14 protein-coding genes are annotated in these 23,163 nt (G+C 66.4%); 5 read left to right on the top strand and 9 right to left on the bottom strand.

Annotated elements, in window-relative coordinates; all coding sequences use genetic code 11:
- Nucleotides 1–43 precede the first annotated feature (43 nt).
- The gene (locus ACTPOI_RS04165; protein ID WP_440106697.1) at nt 44–1,141 is read right to left on the bottom strand and encodes a M14 family metallopeptidase; all 1,098 of its coding nucleotides are present in this window, start codon (nt 1,139–1,141) and stop codon (nt 44–46) included.
- 83 nt (nt 1,142–1,224) lie between these two features.
- The gene (locus ACTPOI_RS04160) at nt 1,225–2,436 is read right to left on the bottom strand and encodes a M20 aminoacylase family protein (protein WP_440106695.1); all 1,212 of its coding nucleotides are present in this window, start codon (nt 2,434–2,436) and stop codon (nt 1,225–1,227) included.
- An 80-nt stretch (nt 2,437–2,516) separates the two neighbouring features.
- Here ACTPOI_RS04160 and argE point away from each other — a divergent pair, with 80 nt between their 5' ends.
- Nucleotides 2,517–3,686 (top strand): acetylornithine deacetylase, encoded by a 1,170-nt coding sequence (argE, locus tag ACTPOI_RS04155; RefSeq protein WP_440106693.1) that lies wholly within the window; start codon nt 2,517–2,519, stop codon nt 3,684–3,686.
- On the opposite strand, the gene ACTPOI_RS04150 is transcribed toward argE, so the two are convergent.
- Nucleotides 3,649–10,386, bottom strand: a complete 6,738-nt coding sequence (locus tag ACTPOI_RS04150) for a hypothetical protein (RefSeq protein ID WP_440106691.1) — start codon at nt 10,384–10,386, stop codon at nt 3,649–3,651. The two genes, argE and ACTPOI_RS04150, sit on opposite strands and share 38 nt — an antisense overlap.
- Nucleotides 10,387–10,834: 448 nt before the next feature.
- On the bottom strand, nt 10,835–11,983 hold the full coding sequence (locus tag ACTPOI_RS04145) for an ABC transporter substrate-binding protein (protein ID WP_440106689.1): 1,149 nt from the start codon (nt 11,981–11,983) through the stop codon (nt 10,835–10,837).
- 138 nt (nt 11,984–12,121) lie between these two features.
- Between ACTPOI_RS04145 and ACTPOI_RS04140 the strand changes: the two genes are divergently transcribed.
- Nucleotides 12,122–14,233, top strand: a complete 2,112-nt coding sequence (locus ACTPOI_RS04140) for a molybdopterin-containing oxidoreductase family protein (protein ID WP_440106687.1) — start codon at nt 12,122–12,124, stop codon at nt 14,231–14,233.
- Nucleotides 14,234–14,501: 268 nt separating this feature from the next.
- On the opposite strand, the gene ACTPOI_RS04135 is transcribed toward ACTPOI_RS04140, so the two are convergent.
- From ACTPOI_RS04135 to ACTPOI_RS04120, 4 genes are all read right to left on the bottom strand, one after another.
- Nucleotides 14,502–15,191: a type 1 glutamine amidotransferase domain-containing protein gene (locus ACTPOI_RS04135; protein ID WP_440106685.1), complete on the bottom strand. Its 690-nt coding sequence runs from the start codon at nt 15,189–15,191 to the stop codon at nt 14,502–14,504.
- Between the two features lie 151 nt (nt 15,192–15,342).
- The gene (locus tag ACTPOI_RS04130; RefSeq protein WP_440106683.1) at nt 15,343–16,425 is read right to left on the bottom strand and encodes an alpha/beta hydrolase family protein; all 1,083 of its coding nucleotides are present in this window, start codon (nt 16,423–16,425) and stop codon (nt 15,343–15,345) included.
- Between the two features lie 159 nt (nt 16,426–16,584).
- Nucleotides 16,585–17,745: an iron-containing alcohol dehydrogenase gene (locus tag ACTPOI_RS04125; RefSeq protein WP_440106681.1), complete on the bottom strand. Its 1,161-nt coding sequence runs from the start codon at nt 17,743–17,745 to the stop codon at nt 16,585–16,587.
- Nucleotides 17,746–17,917: 172 nt separating this feature from the next.
- Nucleotides 17,918–18,931 (bottom strand): fumarylacetoacetate hydrolase family protein, encoded by a 1,014-nt coding sequence (locus ACTPOI_RS04120; RefSeq protein ID WP_440106679.1) that lies wholly within the window; start codon nt 18,929–18,931, stop codon nt 17,918–17,920.
- A gap of 160 nt (nt 18,932–19,091) precedes the next feature.
- On the opposite strand from ACTPOI_RS04120, the gene ACTPOI_RS04115 reads away from it, so the two are divergent.
- The 3 genes from ACTPOI_RS04115 to ACTPOI_RS04105 all read left to right on the top strand — a co-directional run bounded on the left by ACTPOI_RS04115 (nt 19,092) and on the right by ACTPOI_RS04105 (nt 21,745).
- A complete protein-coding gene (locus tag ACTPOI_RS04115) occupies nt 19,092–19,874 on the top strand; it encodes an IclR family transcriptional regulator (protein ID WP_440106677.1) in 783 nt (260 codons plus the stop codon).
- 14 nt (nt 19,875–19,888) lie between these two features.
- Nucleotides 19,889–21,076, top strand: coding sequence for a DUF3108 domain-containing protein (locus tag ACTPOI_RS04110; protein WP_440106675.1), 1,188 nt, complete (start codon nt 19,889–19,891; stop codon nt 21,074–21,076).
- A 363-nt stretch (nt 21,077–21,439) separates the two neighbouring features.
- Entirely contained in the window at nt 21,440–21,745 is a 306-nt protein-coding gene (locus ACTPOI_RS04105) for a BTH_I0359 family protein (protein ID WP_440106673.1), read from the top strand.
- 319 nt (nt 21,746–22,064) lie between these two features.
- Here the strand turns inward: ACTPOI_RS04105 and ACTPOI_RS04100 are convergent, their stop codons facing one another.
- Nucleotides 22,065–23,156 (bottom strand): AbrB family transcriptional regulator, encoded by a 1,092-nt coding sequence (locus tag ACTPOI_RS04100; RefSeq protein ID WP_440106671.1) that lies wholly within the window; start codon nt 23,154–23,156, stop codon nt 22,065–22,067.
- Nucleotides 23,157–23,163 lie beyond the last annotated feature (7 nt).

Here is a 23,163-nt window from a genome sequence, read left to right as displayed (position 1 = left end):
AGGGCAGTCAAAACCAGGGCTGCAGGTCATTTCGCCCTCAAAGTCACCCCGCAAGGCCATCCACCGCCTGGAACATCGACTGCCGCGCCTGGCTGATGATCTGGCCCTTCCAGGCATCGGTGTCAGTGTAGAAGGCCGCCAGCATCTGCGCCTTGATCTGCGCAGCCTGCGCGGCCGGTGCCTCGGGATGCAGGTTGAGCCACTGCTCGGCGCGGATGGCGTCCATCACCTGCAGCACCGGCACGGTGCCGTACTCCATGGCGATGCCGGTGTGCTCGGCCTCTGGGCACTCATCGTAGATCGCGTTCCACATCAGCCCGGTGAGGAAGGCCGAGGTGGATGAGCCGTCATAGATCGACGTGACCGGCGTCGCGCCGCCGCCGTCCCACCACGCACGGGCGCGGGCCACGGCCACGGCGTCGTCGTTGCCAGCGAAGATGCGCTCGCCGTGGCCGCTGGGGCCCAGGCCCGTGTGCAGGTCGATCCACGCGATGCGCGATGCACCCGCTCCATGCTGGCGCAGCACAGCGCGCAGCGTGCGGTTGCTCCAGGTGGGTTCGGTGCCGCCGAAGAACAGGCCGTCGGCAAACTCATGCTGCCCGCGCGAGATCGCAGCCTGCCAAGCGGCTTCGCCACGGGTGGCGATGTACTGCTGCACCGCGGCCACGTTGTCGGCGTTCGGCGGCCACTGCTCGGGCAAGAGCAGCGGGTGTACCTCGCGGTAGGCATCGTTGCCGGGCAGGGGCTTGGAGAAATCCTGGAAATTGCGGTTCAGGTCCACGTTCTCGTGCGTGAACCGGCGCAGGTGCGAAAAGCCGTAGGGGTTGAGCGCGTGGATGTACACCACGGCCACGTTGGCCGCGCGGGCCTTGGCGCGCCACTCGGCATCGTGCAGCGCAAACACCTGCACGCCGCTGCCGCAGTAGCCCTCCACGCCATGGCAGGCGCTGCTGATGATGAGCAGCTTATCGGCATCGGCCGGGCCGTCGCGCACCACATCCATGGCCAGGTCTTCGCCGTCGCGGCCCTTGAGCGGGTGCGCGTGCGATTCGATGGGCAGGCCGGCAGCTGCCGCCGCCTCCAGAAACTGTGCGCGCGCCCGGGCGTAGCTGGGCGAGAAGGCTTGGGGAATACCGATCATGGCGGGGCTTTCGCAGGAGGGTCAGGAGAAAAGAAAAACCCGGGCATGGGGGCCCGGGCATGGCGGTGGCAGACAGACGGAGATCAGGCGGCGCGCGTGGGCTGGGCCAGCCACTCTTCGGCCAGCTTGACCCAGTAGGTGGCGCCCAGCGGGATCAGGTCGTCATTGAAGTCGTAGCTGGGGTTGTGCAGCATGCAGGGGCCGCCGCCGTGACCGATGGCGCGATGGTCGCCCTCGCCGTTGGCGATGAAGCAGTACGCGCCCGGCTTGGCCTGCAGCATGTAGGCAAAGTCTTCGGCGCCCATGGTGGGCTCCTGGGCCAGCACGCGCTCTTCACCCACGATGCCGGCCATGACCTTGCGGGCAAAATCGGCCTCGGGTGCGGTGTTGATGGTGGGCGGGTAGTTGCGCACAAACTCGAATTCGCAGGTAGCGTCGTGCGCTGCGCAGGTGTGCTCGGCCACCTGGCGCATGCGCTTTTCGATCAGGTCCAGCACCTCCACCGTGAAGGTGCGCACGGTGCCCTGCAGTTCCACGCTGTCGGGCACCACGTTGGTGGCCTCGCCCGCGTGGATCATGGTGACCGAGATCACACCCGCATCCACCGGCTTCTTGTTGCGGCTGATGATGGTCTGGAAGGTCTGCACCATCTGGCAGGCAATCGGCACCGGGTCGATACCGGTGTGCGGCAGGGCCGCATGGCCACCCTTGCCGCGCAGGGTGATCTTGAATTCGCTGGTCGACGCCATCACCGGGCCGGGGCTTACGGCAAAGGTGCCCACGGGCATGCCGGGCCAGTTGTGCATGCCGTACACGGCCTGCATGGGGAACTGCTCGAACAGGCCGTCTTCGATCATCACGCGGGCACCGCCGCCGCCTTCTTCGGCCGGCTGGAAGATCAGGTACACCGTGCCGTCAAAGTTGCGGTGTTTGGCAAAGTGCTGCGCCGCCGCCAGCAGCATGGCCACATGGCCGTCGTGGCCGCAGGCGTGCATCTTGCCCTGGTACTTGCTGGCGTGGGCGAAGGTATTGAACTCTTGCATGGGCAGTGCGTCCATGTCGGCCCGCAGACCGATGGCCCGGCCGCTGGCGCCGCCATCGCGGCCGTGGACGATGCCGACCACGCCCGTCTTGCCCAGGCCGCGGTGGATGGGAATGCCCCACTCGGTCAGCTTCTGTGCCACCACGTCGGCGGTGCGCACCTCTTCAAAACACAGCTCGGGGTGGGCGTGAATGTCCCGGCGCACGGCTGCAATACTGGCCGCCTGCGTGACGATCGAGTCGATAACGTTCATGATATGTGTCCTTACGATCTCACAGTCTAGCCCGACTGGATGCTTTCTGTCAGTCCGGGTTAATCACCAGCCAGCGCACCATGATCTCCTCCCAAGCCCTCGACTTTGCGCAGACCCTGGTGCGCATGAACACGGTCAGCCACCACTCCAACCTGGAGCTGATCCACTTCATCCGCGACCACCTCGCGCGGCTGGGCGTCACCAGCCGCCTGACGTACAACGAAGACAAGACCAAGGCCAACCTGTTTGCCACGCTGGGCGAGGGCAAGCCGGCCGGCATCATCCTGTCGGGCCACACCGATACCGTGCCGTGGGACGGTCAGGACTGGACCATGGACCCTTTGAGCGGCGTCCTGCAAACCGGCCCCGAGGGGCCCAGCCTGTACGGCCGCGGCAGTGCCGACATGAAGGCCTTCATCGGCATCGCTGTGTCGCACGCCGAGCAGTTCCTGAACAGCAACGCGCCGTTTGCCGTGCACTTTGCCTTCAGCTACGACGAAGAGGTGGGCTGCTTTGGCGTCAAGGAGCTGATCGCCGACCTGCGCGATGCCAGCATCAGGCCGCTGGCCTGCATCGTGGGCGAGCCCACCAGCATGATCCCCGCAATCGCGCACAAGGGCGTGTACCGCTACAAGTGCTGCGTGCGCGGCAAGGAGGCACATTCGTCCCTCACGCCGCACTCGGTCAACGCCATCGAGATGGCGGCACGTGTGGTGGGGCGCCTGCGCGACATGGGGGAAGACTTCGAGAAGAACGAGCCGCGCTTCGAGGGTTTTGACGTGCCGTTTTCGACCACCAGCGTGGGCCAGTTCCACGGCGGCATTGCCGATAACGTGGTGCCGCGCGATGCCGAGTTCCGCTACGAGTTTCGCGACCTGCCCACGGCCAATGCCGCGCAGATGCAGGCCGATGTGGTGGCGTATGCCCGTTCGCTGGAGCCGCGCATGAAAGCCGTGGCACCCGCAGCAGGTTTTGACTTTTCGACCATCTGCGAGATACCCAGCTTTCTGGGCAGCAAGGACGACGCTGTCACGCGCCTGGCCCAGCAGCTGGCCGGCGAGGAGCGCACCACGCTGGTGGCGTTTGGCACGGAAGCCGGCCTCTTCAAAAACGCCGGTATTTCTACCGTGGTATGCGGTCCAGGCAGTATCCAGCAGGCGCACCAGCCGGACGAATACGTGAGCCTGGCGCAGCTGGCGCGTTGCGAGGCCTTCATGCAAGGTCTGGCGGCCACCCGGGCTTTCGGCTGACTCCGGGGCGCGGCCGGGGGCGCACTCGCGCGTACCGGGCCGGGCTATGACCGTCTGTGCCGCGGGCCTGCATGCGCCAGCCCAATCCACCGAGCAGCAAGGTCAGCACGGCCCACATCCATGGCCCGAACACCGGTATGGCAGCGGCGTTGGACGGACCGGCAGGTACGAGACCGACAGGCAAAGCCGTGGTCAGCGTCTGGCCGACAGTGACCACCTGACCGTCGGTGCTGGTGGTTTCGGTGTACCCGGCGGGCGGCGTGACGAATACCTTCACCGCCTGCACTCCCGGAAGCTGAACGCTGAAATTCCCACTGGCATCCGTGATGGCCGTCCACGTGCCCGCGGCTTTGACCTGCGGCGCGCCCCGTAACTGCAGGGACACCGGCGTGCCCTGGGTGACCTGCTGCAGCGTGATGGACACATTCGCGAAAGGTGGCTCACCTGCGTCCTTCACGCCATTGCGGTTGAGGTCCCTGAACACATGGCCTGCCACCGTACAGCCACAGGCCGCCACCGTGGTGGGGTCGGTGGCCGTGTTGTTGCCGGGCGACGCGTCGCCACCGCCGGACACGGTGGCCGTATTCGTGACCGACGCCGCGGCGTTCGTGGCCACCGTCACCGTCACAGTGATCGGCGGCCACGCTGCCGCGGGAGCAAGCGCATCGCTGCGCGTGCAACTCAGCGTGCCGAGGACGCAGGTCCAACCGGTACCCCCAATGGCGGTGGCTGCAAGGCCCGTGGGAAGGGTGTCGGTCACCGTGACGGCGCCCGAGGTCGGCCCCCCGCCGGTATTGCGCACCGTGATGACATAAGTCGCGCCCGTCTGGCCCTGAGTGAAGTTGCCCGTGTGGGTTTTTGTCAGGGTGAGATCGGGCGCCAGGGACACCGCCGTGATGGTGGTGGGGTCGCTCGCGCTGTTGTTGCTCGTGTTGGTCTCGCCACCACCGCTTACAGCCGCCTGGTTGGTGACCTGCGCTGCAGCGTTGGCGGCCACGCTCACAGTGAGCGTGATCGCGGGATAGCCCCCCCCTGAGGCCAGCGCGTCCGAGCGCGTGCAGGTTACCGTAGCCAGCGTGCAGGTCCAGCCGGTACCGCTCAGCGCCGTAGCGGTGAGGCCTGCCGGTAGCGTGTCGCTCACCGTAACGGTACCCGATGTGGCACCGGTACCTCCATTGGTGACGACAAGGCTGTATTGCGCGCCAGTCTGGCCCTGGCTGAAGTTGCCGGTGTGTGACTTGGCCAGCGTCAGGTCCGGCAGCGCTGCCGCGCTGACAAACCCCATGAAAGCCTGTTTGCTCTCTTGCGCAGCGACCATCACCGTGGCGGGATTGCTGAAACTCGCGCCCAGGTTCAGGGACGCCGGCAGGCCGGTGGTCACCGCCTGCACAGTCCATGTGCCAAGGGGCACGACGCGGCTGTAACGGCCCGCAGCGTCGGTCACCTCCTCGTACATGAGGGTATTGGTGCCGTCGAAGAAACGCATGGTCACGCCCGACAGGGGTGTATCCAGCGCGGCGTCATAGGTACCGTTGTTGTCGGCATCCTGAAACACCACCCCGGATATCTGGCCCGCATCGGTCCCCAGCACGACCACGTCCTCCGCGGTCGACGCCAGGAAGTCGTACGCCACGGTGCGGTTGGAAGGCAGCGCCGAAGCGTCGTTCTGGTACGTCGCCGTGCCCGCGTTCACCGACACGCGCGCAGCGAAACGCACGGTGAGCGTCTTGCCAGGTTGCAGGACGAAAGCCCCCCAGGACAGGTTGGTATCGCCCGGCGCCGGGGCCGATGCGGGCACCACGAGCGCCCCGTCGTTGAGCACCTCGGTCGTGGACTCGTATTGAAAGCCCGATGCGAGCACGTCGGTTGCCGATACGCCGTTGATCGCAGTGGCTGCCGTGTTGCGCACATCGATCACGTAGTGCGCCAGGCCGCCGGCGGCTACCGAAGGCGTGGTGGTGCGCTTGGTCACGACGAGCCCGCCTACCGACGTCGTCGCACTCGCAGGTACCGCAGCGCCACATACCCCGCATTGAATGCTGGCCTGGTTGGTGTAGCTGCCTGCAGACGCCGGCAGGGCCACGAGCTGGACCGAGCCACCAGCTTGGGGGTCGAGGTTGCCAAGACTCCACGTGACGCTGCTGCCAGACACTGTCGCCGGTGGATCGGCCGCCACAAAGGCCAGCCCCGCAGGAAGAGTGTCGGTCAAGTCCACGTTGGTGGCGGTGGCGGCTCCCGTGTTCTGGTAAGTCAACGTGTAGGTGACCGCCGCCCGCACCTGCGCACCCGACGCCGCGGAAACTGGAGAGGCCAGCGTCAGCGTAGTGGGCGAAAGCCCCACAACCCGTACCGTGGAGCCCCCTACGGCCACATACTGGCCCAGTGCGATCTGGCTGCTGTCGTTCACGCGCAGCACGGTCGTGTTGCTGGCAGGCTGGGTGAGCAGGGCAGCCGGCTCGCTGACCTGCGCCGGCCCCTGCTTGGTCAGCGTGAGCTGCGGGGTAGCGGTCGCGGTGACAGACACACTGGCCGTGCGGCTCGGCGCGTTTTGCGCCGACGCCGTTGCCGTGTTCAGGATGGGCGTATTGCCTGCAGCCAAGGCCTGCACCACAGCGCCGAAGCTCAACGTGGCCGTCCCGCCCGCGCCGAGGTCGCCAACGGCAAATACCATGCGGTTGTTCACAGCATCAAAGCTGGCCGATCCCATGCTTGTGCTGACCGTACCGCTGTAACGCAGACCCGCGGGGATCGGGTCGGTCACCACCACGGCCGTGGCTGCAGCGCTGCCGGTGTTGGAGACGCTCAGTGTGTACGTCAGAGTCTGCCCCGGCGTGGGGTTGGCAGGGCCGGACACCTGCTTTGTGAAGCCAAGCTGCGGGTTGCCGCTGATACTGACGTTGACGATGTTGCTGCTAACACTCGCTACCGATGTGGCCTGGGCCGAGGCCTGGTCGGGGACAACCGTGACGCCGGGGTTCAGCCCGGCAGTTCCAACCTGCATGGTGAAGGTATACGAGGCTGTGCCCCCGACAGCCAGGGAGGCCAGCGACCACTGCGCGGTGCTGCCAGTCAACGTGCAACCGCCCGAGCAGCTTCCATATGTGTAGTAGCTGCGCAGTGGGAGTGGATTAGAGACGGTCACATTGCTCGCAGCGGCTGTGCCAACATTTACGACGGTGACGGTATACGTGACAGTGTCACCTGGCACCGCCGTCGTCCGGTCGGCCGCCACCTGCACGGCCAGTTGGGGAGTCCCCGATCCACCTTGCACGTAGGTGGTCGCCGACGCGGAATTGGGATTGGTCTGGGCGCTGCTGATCGAAGCAGTGTTTTGCAACGCCCCCGTAGCCGCCGCATCCACCGTTGCCTGGACCACCAGGTTGCCCGAAGTGCCTCCGGACACTTCGCCCGGCGTGGCGTCTGTGGTGGAGCGAATGCCGTTGAAGGTCAGTTGCTGACCCGACTGCACCGGTGTGATCGCACCCCCGTTGAGGGTCGCACTCAAGAAGCTGATCCCCGATGGCAGGGTATCGACGATCTGCACGCCAGTGGCTTTGGTCTGGCCCGTATTGGCAAAAGACAGGGTGTACTGCACCGCCGTCTGAACGCCACCGCTGACCGAACTCTTGTCCACGGTTTTCTGGAAAGCGAGGTTGGCAGGTGGCGTCACGCAGAACTCTCCGCGCGAAGGTGCGTCGATGGTCCCCCCGCTGTTGGGGTTTGGCACTGCATTGCCGTCGTACTGGAAATTGACGGTAAACGTCTGCGTATTGGCCGACAGCACGCTGTAGCGGAACAGCAGACGATGCCCCTTGAGCAATGTCCCGGTGGCATTGAACGCGGGCGGGTTGTTGGACCCGTCGCGCACCAGTCCCTTGGTGCTGCCGTTCATCTGGATGGTGGATGCCGTCCCGATGGAGGTAAGCGTGCCCGTAGCCGTGTCGTAGTCGAACACCTCGGTCCGGACCTGGAGCCCCGGGCCGTTGGCGCGGTCGACGTAGATGTAGGAGGTGATGGCGCCGTTGAAGTTCACCGACGACGCCGTCACCGGATCCGTGTAGAACTCCAGCGCCGTCACAAAGCTTCCGCTGCTCGCCGGCACGTTGACCGCCTTGACGGCGCCAGCACCCGTGGGAACTGCCGTCGACTGCGTGGCGATCAGCTGGCTACCGGCCACGGCACCGACGTTGAGGGAGCTGTTGCGGAAATAGTATTTGCTGCACGACTGACCGGTCACGCCGGTCTGTACGGAGGCCTGGATCGGACTGCCTGCATTGCCCGTCCAGTTGAGGCTGGCCGTATTGGTAGCGGGGTTCAGCGCTGTGAAGACCGCATCTGCCCGCGCCGTGACGGTGACTGCCCCCCCGGCCCCAGCTGCTACTGCGCCAATGTTCCAGGACACTGAGCTTCCACTGAGCACGCCGCCGCCTGTGCTGGAAACGTAGGTGAAACCGGCTGGCATCGGATCCGAGATCGTCACACCGCTGGCCGCCGCGTTGCCGTAGTTGTTGTACGCCAAGGTCCAGACCACGGTTGCGCCCGGTGCAACCTGTGCAGCCGATGCCGTCTTGGTGAACGCGAACGCGGGCGCAGCGGTTCCGCTGGCAGGGACCGACACGGTCGAAGACGCCGACTGGGACACAGGATTGCCTGCGGGGTCGGAACCGTCCAGTGTGGCGCTGTTGGTGAGGCTCGACGTGGGGTAGCCGCTATTGACAGTAATAGTGACCTGCACCGAGCCCGAGGCGCCGCCAGCCAGCGTGCCGAGCGACCATGTCACCTGGTTGCCCGAGACGCTGCACCCGCCTGTGCAGTTGGCGTACGTGACGCCCGCTGGCAGCGTGTCGACGATCCGCGCATTGGCCACAGCCACGGTGGAATCGTTGGCATAGCGCAGTGTGTACACCAGCGGCGTACTGCCGTCGGCTGTGGCCTGGTAGGTGCTGGGCGTTTTGGTGAAAGAAAGACGGGCGCCATCGACCGCCACAGGCACAGGGGCAGCAGTCAATGTACCGAAGCTCGTGTTCGCGGTGGCGGTGTTGTTGTAGTTCCCGGCCACGTTACCTGCCTGGGCGCGAAAGGCAAACGTTCCAGTTGCGCCCGCAGCCAGCGAGGCAGCAGGCGAAAACGTCCAGCTCACCGTGCCAGTGGCCCCGGGTGTCGGGCTGCCCGATGGTGTCAGCGTTCCCGGCGCCGTGCTGACCACCGAAAAGCCGGACGGCAAGCTGTCGTCGATGCGGTCGATGGTGAGCACCTGCGACAGGCTGTTGGTGACGGTCAAGGTGTAGTCGATCTGGCCACCCACCGACAGGTTCGCGGTGCTCGCTGCTTTGGTCAGGGTCGGCGCCACGCCGCAGTCGTTCAGCGCAAGCCCCACAAGGGCTACCTGATTGCCTGTCACCGAGGGGTTGCCCCACCAGTTCTCTGTCGCCCCGGGAGACGCCATCGCTGGGCTGTGCACAGGTACCGTGGCATAAGTCGTCCCGCTGACCTCGATGCGGTTCTCGGCATCTCCAGCGACGTACGAAAACGTGCGATTGTTCACGCCGGAGGGCGTCACACCCAGATCGACCTTGGTGTTGTCGTCCAGCGCTTGCACACCGATGAGGTAGCTGCCCTTGGGCAACCCTGCGCCGCTCCACTGGGCGACCCAGGTGTTCAAGGTCCCGGGGCGTAACGTAGCGTCGGCCGCGAATGTCCATGTCCCGCCATCGTCGGCGAGTCCGTTTCCGTTGGCATCGTGGTAGGAATAGAAACGAACTGCCTGCACCGACGCCACCACGCTTCCGTTGACCACCGCCAGCGTGTCTTGGACGGTGGCGGTGAGCGTGTAGTTTCCCGGACAGGTGTTCGGCGGGGTGGCGACCACCTTGGAAACGATAGGCTGCGCATATGGCGCCGCCTGGTTGAACGAAACGTAGTCTCCGAAGGGCGCTGGCCGCGCCGAGGCGCCCGTCCAACTGGCGTTGATGGCGCAGTCTTTCTGGAACGGGTTGTTCAGGCTGTTTGCCGTGCAGAACACCATCGAGATCGGCGTGCTGCGCGTGATCTTGGGCCCACCCTGCGTGCTCGCATCGAGCATCTTCACCGGAATCTGGTAATCGATGAAGAACTCATTGCAGGGGCTGCTGCTCACCCGCTTGGCACGGGTGGTGCCATAGTCCCAGGTGGTCTCGGCGCTTCCGTTGGGCCAGGTCGGCTGGGGCACTCCCGCCGACCGCACGCCGAAGTTCAGCAACCGGCCTGTGCCCGGATCGACGAAGGCAGTCGGGTTGTGCGCAAGCAACTGAACATTGCTCGGGTCGCCAAGGTAATCGAGCGATTGGGTGGGGCGCTTGCTCCAGATGCCGGCGATGCGATCGATCGAAGCGGCAGGTGCGCCGGAAGACCCGTCCAGATGGGCCGCCAGATCCAGGTATCCATCACCGTCCACATCGAACAGCACGCTCCACAGCGCAGAACTCCAGGGATCCGAAGCGCCGTAAGCCCCCGCACTGGGCCCGGTGGCGTAGGTGTTGGCGATCTGCTCCACCCGCCAGCGGAACATGATGGTGTCCTCGCTGCCATTGGGGTTGGCGCCCTGCCGCAGAGCGAAGTACACGCTGGGCGCATTCTTGTCGACGCACGACGACGCGATGTTGACGTAGTTCTGAGGTGCCGTGCCCCCATTGGACGGATCCTGCGTACGAGGGTCTGCCACGCCGCTCTGGAACCGGGTGTAGGGCTGCCACTCACCGCAACTGGCTCCGCACTGCAACGGATTTGTTGGCTCGGCAGGCCACGCTACCGGCGGGAAATGGGCTGCACCGTTGGCGAGGGTAGGAGGGAACGGGTCAGCCAGCGAATGCAGACCGGCGAATAGCAGCGCAGCTGAAAGACAGATTTTCAGGCGCGAAATCAAGGAAGCCGACATACCACCCACCCTTGGTATCGCGAGGAAATCTTGCTCCTCGCGAGCTGTAACGAGCGGGCGTCACATCGTCCGCAATCGGTGGATTATGTAGAAAAAGCCACAGCAAATCAGCAAAAATGCTAAACGATAACAAACGTGTTGTGTGCGCAACACATTTTGTTACACCCAAAGAGGGGCGTAATCTGGCAGCCGAAGGTTCCAGGGAAGGCAATAGCGTGGGTAGCGAATGAGCCCCTCAGGTCCGCACCCGCCCGTCGCCAGTCAGCATCGACATCTCCACAAAAGTCGATGCCGAGTGGTCGTTGGGGCCGTAGGTGACCGGGTAGCCCGAGATCATTTGCGAGCCCAGGCCCTCCAGGCCCGAAATGAGGTTCTCTCGCGTGAGCTTGCCGTTGCCCTGCGCCTGGCGCAACCCTTCGGTGAAAATGCGCGCGGCGAGGAACCCCTCCAGACTGGAGTAGTTGGCCTGCACCTTGTCGCCACCCTTCTTGATGGCCTCCAGGAATTCGCGCGTGATCTGGCGCGAGGGCTGGTAGGGCGAGGGCACGACCTGCGACACCACCACACCGGCCCCGTCCTTGCCGAGTTCATCGGCCAGGGCTTGCGTACCCACGAAAGACACGTTGTAGAACGTACCGCCAAAGCCCGCCTTGCGGGCCGACCGCACAAAGGCCGCAGCGCCGCCATAGGCCGCAATCTGCACCACGGCATCGGGCGCAGCGGCCACCAGCTTTTCGGTAGCGGCCTTCACATCGGTCGAATTGCGCTCGACCGTAGCCGTGGCAACAGGAGTGAGCTTGAGTTCGGTCAGAGCGCGGGTCACACCATCGAGCCCAGCCTTGCCGTAGGCGTCGTTCTGGTAGAACACCGCGATCTTCTTGAGGCCCAGGTTGGTGAGCTGGCGCACGATGAGCGCGGTCTCGTCGTAGTACGAAGCCCGCACATGGAAGATCAGGCGGTTAAAGGGCTGCCGCAGAGCCTCGGCACCTGTGAATGGACCGAAGAACGGCACCTTTTCCTTGGAGAAGATGGGCATCGCCGCCAGACTGGTAGGCGTGCCGATGTAGCCGAACAGCGCAAATACGTCCTCGGCAATGAGTTTGCGGGTGTTTTCGGCGCATCGGTCGGGCTCGTAGCCGTCGTCCATGGTTCGAATTTCGATGGTGCGCTTGCCCAGGCCACCCTGGGCATTGAGCTGGTCGAAATAGAGCTTGGCGCCGAGGTTGAACTGGATGCCCAGTTGCGCGGCTGGACCGGTGAATGGGGCGGACTGGCCCAAGATGATGCGCCCCTCGGATTGGGCATGGGCCATGTGAAACCCGCCCAACGCAGCCGCGCCCAGACCTACGGAAAACTGCCTGCGTCCCAATAGCGTCTTGTTCATGGTGAAATCCCCGGTGAATGCTTGAACAGTTGAGGGCTGAGCCACTCGCGCCGCCTGCTGGCGGGCTCTTTTTTCTGGACGTTGCCTGTGTATGCAGGTGTGTCACTGTTGGCGAAGTTTAACGATCCCGACTTGCAAATGACTGCGACTTCAGTAGTAACTCCCGCTCCGGTTGTAAGCAAAAGTGTGCGCGGCGCCTGCCCCCACGACTGCCCTGATACCTGCGCCCTGATCACCACCGTGGAGGGCGGCGTGGCCACCCGTGTACAGGGCAACCCTGAACACCTGCACACGGGCGGCGTGCTGTGTGCCAAGGTGAGCAAGTACACCGAGCGCACCTACCACCCCGAGCGCATCCTCACACCGCTCAAGCGGAGCGGGCCCAAAGGCAGCGGGCAGTTCACGCCCGTCAGCTGGGACGAGGCCCTGGCTGACATCGCCCAGCGCCTGCAATCCATCGCGGCGCGCGCGCCCGAAGCCGTCCTGCCCTACAGCTACGCCGGCACCATGGGCATGGTGCAAGGCGAAAGCATGGACCGACGGTTTTTCCACCAACTGGGCGCCTCGCAGCTCGATCGCACCATCTGTGCATCGGCTGGGGCCGAGGCCCTGGTGCAGACGCTGGGCGGCAAGGTGGGCATGAAGGTCGAGTTCTTCGCCGAGTCAAAGCTCATCATCATCTGGGGCAGCAATTCGATTGGCAGCAACCTGCACTTCTGGCGCTTTGCCCAGCAGGCCAAGCGCGACGGCGCCCGGCTGGTCTGCATCGACCCGCGCAAGAGCGAAACCGCCGACAAGTGCCACGAACACATCGCGCTGCGCCCCGGCACCGATGCGGCGCTGGCGCTCGCGCTGATGCACGAGCTGATTGCCCATGACTGGCTGGACCACGACTACATCGCCCGCCACACGCTGGGGTGGGACGCGCTGCGCGAACGCGCACTGCAATGGCCGCCCGAGCGCGCGGCCGAGGTGTGCGGCATTCCGGTGGAGCAGATCCGCCAGCTCGCCCAGGACTACGGTACGACGAAGCCCGCCGCCATTCGCCTGAACTACGGCATGCAGCGCGTGCGCGGCGGCGGCAATGCGGTGCGCGCCGTGGCCTGCCTGCCGGCGCTGACCGGCGCGTGGCGACACCGTGCGGGCGGCATGCTGCTATCGAGCTCAGGGCAGTTTCCGGCACAGCGCGCCGTGCTGCAGCGGCCCGATCTGATGCCATCGAAAACGCCGCGCACGATCAACATGTCCACCATTGGCGACGATCTGCTGCGCGAGGCCGCGCCCGCGTTCGGGCCCAAGGTGGAGGCCATCGTGGTCTACAACAGCAACCCCGTGGCCGTGGCACCCGACTCGGGCAAGGTGGTGCAGGGCTTTTCGCGCGAAGACCTGTTCACCGTGGTGCTGGAGCATTTCCAGACCGACACCGCCGACTGGGCCGACTACATCCTGCCCGCCACCACGCAGCTGGAGCAATGGGATGTGCACCTGTCCTACGGCCATACCGACGTGGTGCTCAACCGCCCTGCCGTCGCGCCCGTGGGGCAGGCGCGTAGCAACGCACAAATCTTTCGTGACTTGGCCGCGCGCATGGGCTACACCGAGCCCTGCTTCGCCGACACCGATGAGGCCCTGTGCCGCCAGGCCTTTGGCGACGCGGTGGACTACGCGCTGCTCGAAAGCCAGGGCTTTGCCACGCTGGCTGTACCTGATGCACCGTTTGCCGAAGGCAATTTTCCCAGCCCCAGCGGCAAGTGTGAGTTCTACAGCGCCCGCCTGGCGGCGCAAGGGCTGGACGGTCTGCCCGACCACCTGCCCAACCACGAACTGGCGGGCACCAGCGCCCGCTACCCGCTGGCCATGATCTCGCCGCCCGCGCGCAACTTTTTGAACTCCACCTTCGTGAACGTGCAAAGCCTGCGCGACATTGAAGGCCGCCCGGTGCTGGAGATGCACCCCGACGATGCCGAGGCCCGGGGTATAGGCAACGATGCGGTGGTGCGCGTGTTCAACGACCGGGGCAGCTACCTGTGCCACGCCACGGTGTCGCGCCGCGCGCGGCCGGGCGTGGTCAACGGCCTGGGGATCTGGTGGCGCAAGCTCGGGCTGAACGGCACCAACGTGAACGAGGTGACCAGCCAGGCCCTGACCGACCTGGGCAGGGCGCCCACGTTTTATGACTGCCTGGTGCAGGTGGAGGCCCACGCAGGGCCGGTGACGGCAGCGGGCAGTGCGAAGGCTGCTGCCGCCTGAGCCGACGGGGTATAGCGGCCGCCTTTGTAGCCTGGATGCCCCGTGCGCGTTGGCGTTTGCCCTGACCTTGGCTTTTAGCGACCAGCCTTCAGGCTGAAGGGGAGCAGCCCTGGTCTTATGCTATTTAATTTATAGCATTAGAGGCAATCAAATCATGGACTACAGGCCGATTTGACCAAAACTCCGTGTTTCAGCGCCCTGACAGCGCCCCGGCAAGCAGCAGGGGCGCGATCCTGCCGCCCGGTGGAACACTGCACCTGCTGCCGCTTCACGCCAGGCTGCCCAGCGCCTTCAGCAGCGCCTTCGCCGCCGGCTCCGACGACGCCGGGTTCTGCCCGGTGATGAGCAGGCCATCCGTCACCACATGCGGCTGCCAGTCGCCCTGCTTGGTATACAGCGCGCCGTGTGACATGAGCATGTCTTCCACCAGGAACGGGACCACATCGGTGAGGCCCGCGGCGGCTTCCTCACCGTTGGTGAAGCCGGTCACGTTCTTGCCGCGCACCAGCGGTGTGCCGTCTTGCGCCTTGGCGCCGCGCAGCACGCCGGGCGCATGGCACACGGCGGCCAGGGGCTTGCCGGCGCCCAGCGTGGCTTCGATGAGGGCGATGGAGCGTGCGTCATACGCCAGGTCCCACAGCGGGCCGTGGCCGCCGGGGTAGAACACGGCGTCAAAGTCAGCCGGGTCCACGCCATCGAGCTGCACGGTGCTGGCCAGCGCGGCCTGCGCAGGAGCGTCGGCCTTGAAGCGGCGGGTGGCATCGGTCTGCGCTCCGGGCTCGTCGCTCTTGGGGTCCAGCGGCGGCTGGCCGCCCAGGGGCGATGCCAGCGTGACCTGGGCGCCCGCGTCCTTGAACACGTAGTACGGGGCGGCAAACTCTTCCAGCCAGAAGCCGGTCTTTTTGCCGGTGTCGCCCAGCTGGTCGTGGGATGTCAGAACCATGAGGATGTGTGGCATGGGGTCGCTTTCGTGGTGGCGTGGATCTGCGCAAGCGCAAGGAACGCCACCGTAGCAGCCAACCGGCCTTTGTGCCGCGGTGCGTGCACGGTTGCGGCATTGGCCTACAGAACGGCACGCGCGGTGCGCAGGGACCAGGCCTCGCCGCCCCTCAACGCCACTGCGCGCCGAAGAACTCCGCCACGTCATTTTCCAGCGTGGCGTGGTAGGCCACCCGGTCGAAGCCCTCGGGGTTGGCAGCCGCATCGCCTGCATCGGAAGGCAGGGGCCAGACGGGCTGGGCCATGAAGGCGAAGTGGCCCGCACCCGGCACTATGCTCGCCTTGGCCGACGGCATATGCGTGGCCACATAGTTGCCGTGGTACGCGCCGTTGAGCACGGCATCGCGCCCCGCCACGCGCAGACGCACCGGAATGCTGACGGCACGAAGGCTTGCAGGAGTGAACACGACGGCCATCGGCGCCATGGCCACCACGGCGCCAATGCGAGGGTCAGGTACGGCGACCAGCGGGCCGTCCTGCGTGGGGGCTGCGCCCTGCGCCGCGGCGGTGGCGACCGGTACAGGCCCTGCCGCAACGGTGTCGCTCCGCGCATGCAGCTTGCCCAGGCTGCAAAACCCAGGGTCATCCGTCACGCTGCGGCAATGCTGCACCGCGCGCGCCGGTTCAGCCTGCCCGCCCGCCAGCGCCAGCACGGTGTAGCCGCCCGCCGAATGCCCCACGGCGCCGATGCGTCCGGCCGGGATGTGCGGGCCCCATTCGGCGCTGGCCAGCAGGGCATCCAGCACGCGGCTGACCTGGCGCGGGCGCTCGCTGAAGTAGTGGCCCGAGGTGACCATCGACCGGTCTTCCCAGTTGTCGCCGGGGTGGCGCAGCGCGGCCACCAAGTAGCCATCGGCCGCCAGTCGCGTGGCCAGGTTGTGGTGGCCCAGCTCGTGGCCGCCGGTGCCGTGCGAGATCAGGATGAGGCCCCTGAGGGGCGTCGCCGCCACCGGCGCGCCTGGCGTCACCCGGGGCTGCCACGGGCCCATGGGCACGGTGCGGTCAGCGACCTGCGTGGGATAGAACAGCGCCACCGTGATCGGCGAGCCCCCGGGAACCACCAGGGTGCGCAGGCCAGCATGCTGGGCAGATGCCGGCGTGGTGAAGGCCAGCAATGCCATGCAAGCCAACAGCATTGGGATGAGGGCATTGCGCCCTGCAGCGCGCAGGGCCAAGGTAAGGATGAGGATCACGGTGCGCCTTTCGCCAAGGCCGCCCGGGGTGGGCGGCTTGACGGCACTTTAGGCACCGCTCGGTGCAGGCTCCAGCGCCTTGCGACGAAACGCCGCTGCGCGCCGCGAAATGCACTGCCGGCAGGGCCAACGCATGCCGGCCCGGCCTGTGCAAAGCACTTACAGCGCTGCTTCCAGGATGCGGCGGCTGACGGCCGGCGTGATCTCGCGCTGCTCACCCAGCTTGACCATGCCGTGCGCTTCCAGTTGTGCGATCAGCGGGCCGATGGCGTCCGCACCCAGCCCGTAGCCCGACAGGCGCGTGCGGATGCCCATGCTTTCAAAGAAGTCGCGCGTGCGCTCGATGGCGGCGGTGATGCGCTCGTCGTCGGTGCCCGTGGTGATGCCCCACACGCGCTCGGCGTATTGCAGCAGCTTGGCCTGCTTGGGCACGCGGCGCTCGTGGAGCAGCGCGGGCAGCACGATGGCGAGCGTGCGCGCATGGTCGATGCCGTGCGCGGCGGTCAGCTCGTGGCCAATCATGTGCGTGGCCCAGTCCTGCGGCACCCCGGCGCCAATCAGCCCGTTGAGCGCCATGGTGGCGGCCCACATCAGGTTGGCGCGGTCGTCGTACACCGGCTCGGGCGCAGTCAGCAGGCGCGGACCCACCTCGATCAGCGTCTGCAAAATGCCTTCGGCAAAGCGGTCCTGCACGGGCGCGTTGACCGGGTAGGTCAGGTACTGCTCCACCGTGTGCACGAATGCATCGACCACCCCATTGGCCAGTTGCTGGGGCGGCAAGGTGTAGGTCTTGGTCGGGTCGAGTACCGAGAACACCGGGTAGGTATGCACGCTGTTGAACGGCAGCTTGGCGCCCTTGCCGCGGTGCGTGATGACGCTGCCGTTATTCATCTCGGAGCCCGTCGCGGGCAGCGTGAGCACCGCACCGAACGGCAGCGCACGCGTGACGTTGCGGCCGAACTTCTCCAGGATGGCCCAGGGCTCGCCTTCAAACAGCGCTGCGGCTGCGATGAACTTGGTCGCGTCGATGACCGAGCCGCCCCCCACGGCCAGCAAAAAGTCGAACCCGCCCTCGCGCACCTGGGCGACGGCGTTCATCGACGTTTCGTAGCTGGGGTTGGGCTCGATGCCTGCGAAGGTGGCGTGCTGACGGTCGCCCAGCGCAGCGCGCACCTCAGCCAGGGTGCCGGTCTTCTCGGCACTGGCGCCGCCGACCACGATCAGCACTTTGGCGGCAGCGGGCACCAGCTTGGCAAGGTCGGCAATGCGGCCCTGGCCGAAGGCGATGTGGGTGGGGTTGTGAAAGTCAAAATTGAGCATGGTGCGGCTTGCTTGTGAAACGAAGCCCCGCAGGGTAGCGGCTTTGCACAAACCCTGCCGCGCGCAGGTGACAGCGGCAATTGCTACTTATTTAATAGCTAAAATACCAATTGATATAAGCGCTTGCAGCCATTTTTTCTCTAAAACCGGCACGGGGGCCGGTTTTGGACGCTCAGGCAGCTGGCGCCGCGATAGCCTGGTCAATGGCCCCAAAGATGCTCGCACCATCCTTGCCCTTGACCTCGATGCGGATGGTGTCGCCAAACTTCATGAATTCAGTGCTGGGCTTGCCGTCCTGGATGGTTTCGATGCAACGCTTTTCGGCGATGCAGCTGTAGCCCTTGGGCCACTCGGTGCGGCCGCTGGCGTCGGTGATGCCCTTGTTGCTCACCGTGCCGCTGCCGATGATGGAGCCCGCGCGCACGTTGCGCGTCTTGGCCACATGGGCGATCAGCTGGCCGAAGTGGAAGGTCATCTCGGGGCCGGCGTCGCACATGCCGACCTTGCGGCCGTTCCAGGTGGATTGCACCGTGAGGTGCAGGCGGCCGTGGTCCCATGCGTCGCCCAGCTCGTCCAGCGTGACGGCCACCGGGCCGAACGCGGTGGCGGGCTTGCTCTGGAAGAAACCGAAGCCCTTGGCCAGCTCGGCCGGGATCAGGTTGCGCAGGCTCACGTCGTTGGCAATCATCACCAGACGGATGCCATCGAGCGCCTGGTCGGCGTCGGTGCCCATCTTCACGTCGCCGGTCACCACAGCGATCTCGGCCTCGAAGTCGATGCCCATGGCTTCGCTGGGGACCACCACGTCGTCGCAGGGGCCGATGAAATCGTCGCTGCCGCCCTGGTACATCAGCGGGTCGGTGTAGAAGCTCTCGGGCACTTCAGAGTTGCGCGCCTTGCGCACCAGTTCCACGTGGTTGATGTAGGCCGAGCCATCGGCCCACTGGTAGGCGCGGGGCAGCGGGGCCATGCACTGGGCCGGGTCAAACGGGAAAGCGTGGCGCGCGCGGCCGCTGTTGAGCTGGTCGTAGAGGTCCTGCAGCTGGGGCGAGAGGAAGCCCCAGTCGTCCAGCACCTGCTGCATCTTGCTGGCAATGCCGGTCGCATAATGGGCTGTGCCCAGATCGCGGGATACGACAACGAGTTGGCCGTCGCGCGAGCCGTCTTTGTAGGTAGCAAGTTTCATGGTGGCAGGACCTTTGTCTCAGGGTGACGTTCTGTGAAAAGTGGATCCACCAGAGCGCCCTGCACCACCACCGACGCGCGCCAGTGATGCCGGGGCCCCTAGCGGAATTACGCTGGGGTAAATTGATTTAACTAAACAAAACACGCGGATTTTAGTGCACATGGCCAAAGAACGTGCAGGTATTCAGTCGGTGGAGGTCGGTTTCGCCTTGCTGGAGGGGCTGACGCGCTCCCGCGGGCCGCTGATGCTCAAGGATGTGGCGGCCGCCGGCGGCATGAGCGCGGCCAAGGCGCACCGCTATCTGGTGAGCTTCCAGCGCCTAGGGCTGGTGGTGCAGGACGCCCGCACCGCGCGCTACGACCTGGGCCCCGCCGCGCTGAAGCTGGGGCTGGCATCGCTGGCCCGGCTGGATGCCGTGCGCATGGCCCGCGAGCGCATGCCCGAGCTGATGGAAAGCATCGGCCACACGCTCGCACTGGCCGTGTGGGGCAACCACGGCCCCACCATCGTGCACTGGGAGGAATCGCCCCAGGCCGTCACCGCCAACCTGCGCCTGGGCGACGTGATGCCACTGCTCTCGTCGGCCACGGGCCGGTGCTTTGCCGCCCACATGGCGCCCGAGGTGGTGGCGCCGCTGCTCAAGGAAGAACTGGGCCGCGCCGTGAAGATGCGCCGCACCGACCTGCCCGCCACCATGGCCGAGGTGAACACGCTGCTGGCCGAAGTGCGCGAGCGTGGCGCGGCCCGCGTGGTCGATACCCTGCTGCCCGGCATCGTGGCGTTCTGTGCGCCGGTGTTCGACTCGGACGGCCACCTGGAACTGGGCATCACCACGCTGGGCTCGATTGCCACCTTTGACCCCGAGTGGGGCGGCGCGGTGGATGTGCCCCTGCGCGCGGCTGCCGCCCAGCTGTCGCGTGACCTGGGCGCTGGCAGCGCCTGACCCAGCCAAAACCCGTGCCGCGGCGCGCCCTGTTCCTGATCACCGCGGTGGTGCTGGCCCTGCACTGGCTGGTGCTGGGCGGTGTGTCGCTGGGCTGGGACCATGCGCCGCAGCCTGCGGGCAAGGTGTTCAGTACCCGCAGCATTGCGGCGGCCCCGCCGGTATTGCCCGCCGCACAGACACCCGAGGCCGCATCGCCCGCGCCGCCGCGACCCGCCCCAGCCGCCCGCCCGGCGCCGCGAAAGCCGCCCGCCACGGCGAGGCAGCCTGCACAGCCGCCCACACCCCACAGCACACCAGCCGACACCGCCGCGGCCACCGCAACCGATGCCAGCGGCGAATCCGCGCAGCCCACTGCAGAAACACAGATCGCGGGCGCGCAACCGGACGTAGACACCGCAGCAGCCCCCAGCCCGCAGGCCGCAGCGTCTGGCCCGGTGGCACGGGGGGCCCCTGCCTCTGGCCCCTTGCCGGCCAGTACCGACACACCCGCAGGCGCGGGCGTGGACATCAGCCCGCCGGGCGACGGCGCAGGCCGCAGCGCCAGCACCGCACCGCCGCCTGCCCGACTGCCCCCGCCCGCGCGGCTGGCCTTTGATGTGAGCGGCCAGGCCAAGAAGTTTGCCTACAACGCCCGCGCCGAACTGCTGTGGCAGCACGACGGCGCCCGGTACGAGGCCCGGCAGGAGGTCAGTGCGTTTCTGGTGGGCAGCCGCGCGCAGCGCAGTGTGGGCACCATCAGCAGCCAGGGGCTGTTGCCCGAACGGTTTTCCGACAAGTCGCGCAGCGAGCAGGCTGCGCACTTTGACTACGCCAAGAGCCGTGTGATCTTCAGCGCCAATACCCCAGAGGCCGCGCTGGGCCCTGGCACGCAGGACCGGCTCAGCGTGTTCATTCAGTTGGGCGCCCTGCTGGCGGCCGACCCGGGCAGGTTTGTGCCGGGCACGCACATCACGCTGACCACCGTGAGCGCCCGCAGCGCCGACCGCTGGACCTTCAGCGTGGAAGCCACCGAAACCCTGGACCTGCCCGCCGGCCCCACGCTGGCCCTCAAGCTGCAGCGCCTGCCGCGCAAGGACTACGACCAGAAAGCCGAGCTGTGGGTGGCACCCGCGCTGGGCTACCTGCCGGTGCGCATCCGCATCACGCAGGCCAATGGCGACTTTGCAGACCTGCAGCTGCGCAGCCGCACCGCGCCCTGACAGCCCCGGTGCCATGGCGCGGACGGGTGCATCAATGACACATAACGGGGACAAACTGGCCAGCCGACGGCCCAACGCACTGTTGTGCCAGCGCCGCACACCTTGCACATATCCCCCCGACCCGGACGGACCGCGCGTTTCGTGAAATACTGCATTGGCAGGAGCAAAACCCCGTGCAGCGGGCCTTGTAGCCCGACCCACCGGGCAGGTAGGACACCGCGTTTCCACCACGCCAGACAGCTGCGCCAGCTGCCCCCGGGGCTTGAACTCCGCACACCCGCTGTCATCTGACACTCATGGCGTGCGTGCAGCCTTCGCACCAGCGAGGGCCGCCACATGCCCCATATCGACAAGGGGAACACGATGCATATGCTCTACGACTCAGAATCCTTCGTGGTGGTCCACATGCTGCCCGATGCCGTGCAGGCCACAGCAACGAGTCGCCAGGCGCTCAACGACACCGCACCCGCCGTTCCCCAGCTCGCCCGCCACGGCTTTGAAATCGTGGACAAGCGATCGGGCAAAGAGGTGTACCTTGACGGCTCGTGGGCCGAAATGTTCCAGGAGCAGATCCTGGCCTGGCAGCGCGACACGCCCACCCAGGAAGAGGTGGAAGATGCGCTGGACCGCTATGCGGGGCTGGCGCAGAACCCGGTTGTGGTGCATTGATAGCGATACCCCCCTGAGCCGCTTCGCGGCTTCCCCCCGCTCTCGCTACGCTCCGCTGCGCGGGCAGGGGGACGACGACCTCGCTGCGGGGCGGCCCCAGGGATGACCTGCATCACTCCCTGTGGTCGGTGATAGCGCGGCCTCGGGCGGTTCGCTGCGTTGCTTTTCTTGCCAATAGCCCGGCTATTGGCTACAAAAAGACGCCTTGCGGCCCATCCCGATCCGCACTACCACCGACGCACGAGGGTGATGCAGGTCATCCCTTGCTAGTCGTCTCTCGCGATAGCGCAGTGCCGGTTTCGACGGCGCTCGCCCCGGTTTAGGTTGCGGAGCCAGCTTGCGCTGGCGGGTAGATTCTGCGGTACAGCGGGTCCACCAGCATCAATACGGCGATCAGGCGGCACACCTGGAATGCGGTCACCACCGGCACGCCCAGTTGCAGCACCTTGGCGGTGATGGCCATTTCGGTGATGCCGCCGGGGGATGTGCCCAGCAGCAGCGTGACCCATGGCAGGCCCGTGGCCCAGGCAAGTACGCCGGCGAATGCTGCGCAGATGGCCATGAGGCCCAGCGTGCCCACGGCGACCGATGCCAGCCAGCGGGGGGCGGTACGTAAAAAGTCTGCACGGAACCGAACGCCTAAACTCACGCCAATCACCAGTTGCGCAGCGTTCACCAGCGGCTGAGGCACCGCCGACAGGCTGAGCCCGGCCACGGTGAGCGCCATCGATACCAGCATGGCCCCCATGAACCACGGGTTGGCGCGGCCCAGGCGGTCCATCAGCAGGGCGCCCGCCCCCGTCAGCACGGCCATCAGCGCCAGCCAGGGCCAGCTCACCACGCGCGGCGTGGGCGGCAGGATGTCGAGCCCGTGCAGGCCGCTCCACTGCAGGGCAAACGGAATCGTCACGGTGACGATGAGCAGGCGCAGACTGTGGCTGGCGGCCACCAGATCGGTGCGGGCGTTTTCGCGCTCGGACAGCAGCGTCATCTCCGAAGCCGCGCCAATGGCCCCCGCAAAGTAGCTGGTGGCACGCATCATGGGCACGGGTACGCCGTGCATGCGCGGCGCGTGCACGCGGTACAGCCACGCGCCAAACAGCCAGCCCAGCAGCAGGGCCCAGGCAATGCCCAGCACAATGGCCCACCACAGCCCCCCCACCAGCGCCACCACCTCGGGCGTGAAGTAAAGGCCCAACGCCGCGCCGATGGTCCACTGGCCTGCGTTGCGCAGCGGGCCCCAGCTCTCGGTGGGCCCGCCAGCAATGGACACCAGCGAGGTGGCCAGCAGCGGACCGATCATCCAGGGCAAGGGGGTGTTCAGCGCCACGCAGGCGGCTGCAGCGGCCCACGCCAGCGCCAGGGTGGTGAGGACGCGGACGACAAAGGGAAGGCGTACGAAAAAGGTCAAGGCGAAG

Source organism: Acidovorax sp. BL-A-41-H1, assembly GCF_051942715.1.
The sequence above is the reverse complement of the archived record's forward strand: the minus strand, read 5'-3'. Positions and strand labels throughout refer to the sequence as shown.

What these genes read in the sequence shown, in the direction of transcription:
- ACTPOI_RS04165 (WP_440106697.1), bottom strand. Translation starts at nt 1,141, where the DNA reads ATGATCGGTATTCCCCAAGCCTTCTCGCCCAGCTACGCCCGGGCGCGC.
- ACTPOI_RS04160 (WP_440106695.1), bottom strand. Translation starts at nt 2,436, where the DNA reads ATGAACGTTATCGACTCGATCGTCACGCAGGCGGCCAGTATTGCAGCC.
- argE (WP_440106693.1), top strand. Translation starts at nt 2,517, where the DNA reads ATGATCTCCTCCCAAGCCCTCGACTTTGCGCAGACCCTGGTGCGCATG.
- ACTPOI_RS04145 (WP_440106689.1), bottom strand. Translation starts at nt 11,983, where the DNA reads ATGAACAAGACGCTATTGGGACGCAGGCAGTTTTCCGTAGGTCTGGGC.
- ACTPOI_RS04140 (WP_440106687.1), top strand. Translation starts at nt 12,122, where the DNA reads ATGACTGCGACTTCAGTAGTAACTCCCGCTCCGGTTGTAAGCAAAAGT.
- ACTPOI_RS04135 (WP_440106685.1), bottom strand. Translation starts at nt 15,191, where the DNA reads ATGCCACACATCCTCATGGTTCTGACATCCCACGACCAGCTGGGCGAC.
- ACTPOI_RS04125 (WP_440106681.1), bottom strand. Translation starts at nt 17,745, where the DNA reads ATGCTCAATTTTGACTTTCACAACCCCACCCACATCGCCTTCGGCCAG.
- ACTPOI_RS04120 (WP_440106679.1), bottom strand. Translation starts at nt 18,931, where the DNA reads ATGAAACTTGCTACCTACAAAGACGGCTCGCGCGACGGCCAACTCGTT.
- ACTPOI_RS04115 (WP_440106677.1), top strand. Translation starts at nt 19,092, where the DNA reads ATGGCCAAAGAACGTGCAGGTATTCAGTCGGTGGAGGTCGGTTTCGCC.
- ACTPOI_RS04105 (WP_440106673.1), top strand. Translation starts at nt 21,440, where the DNA reads ATGCATATGCTCTACGACTCAGAATCCTTCGTGGTGGTCCACATGCTG.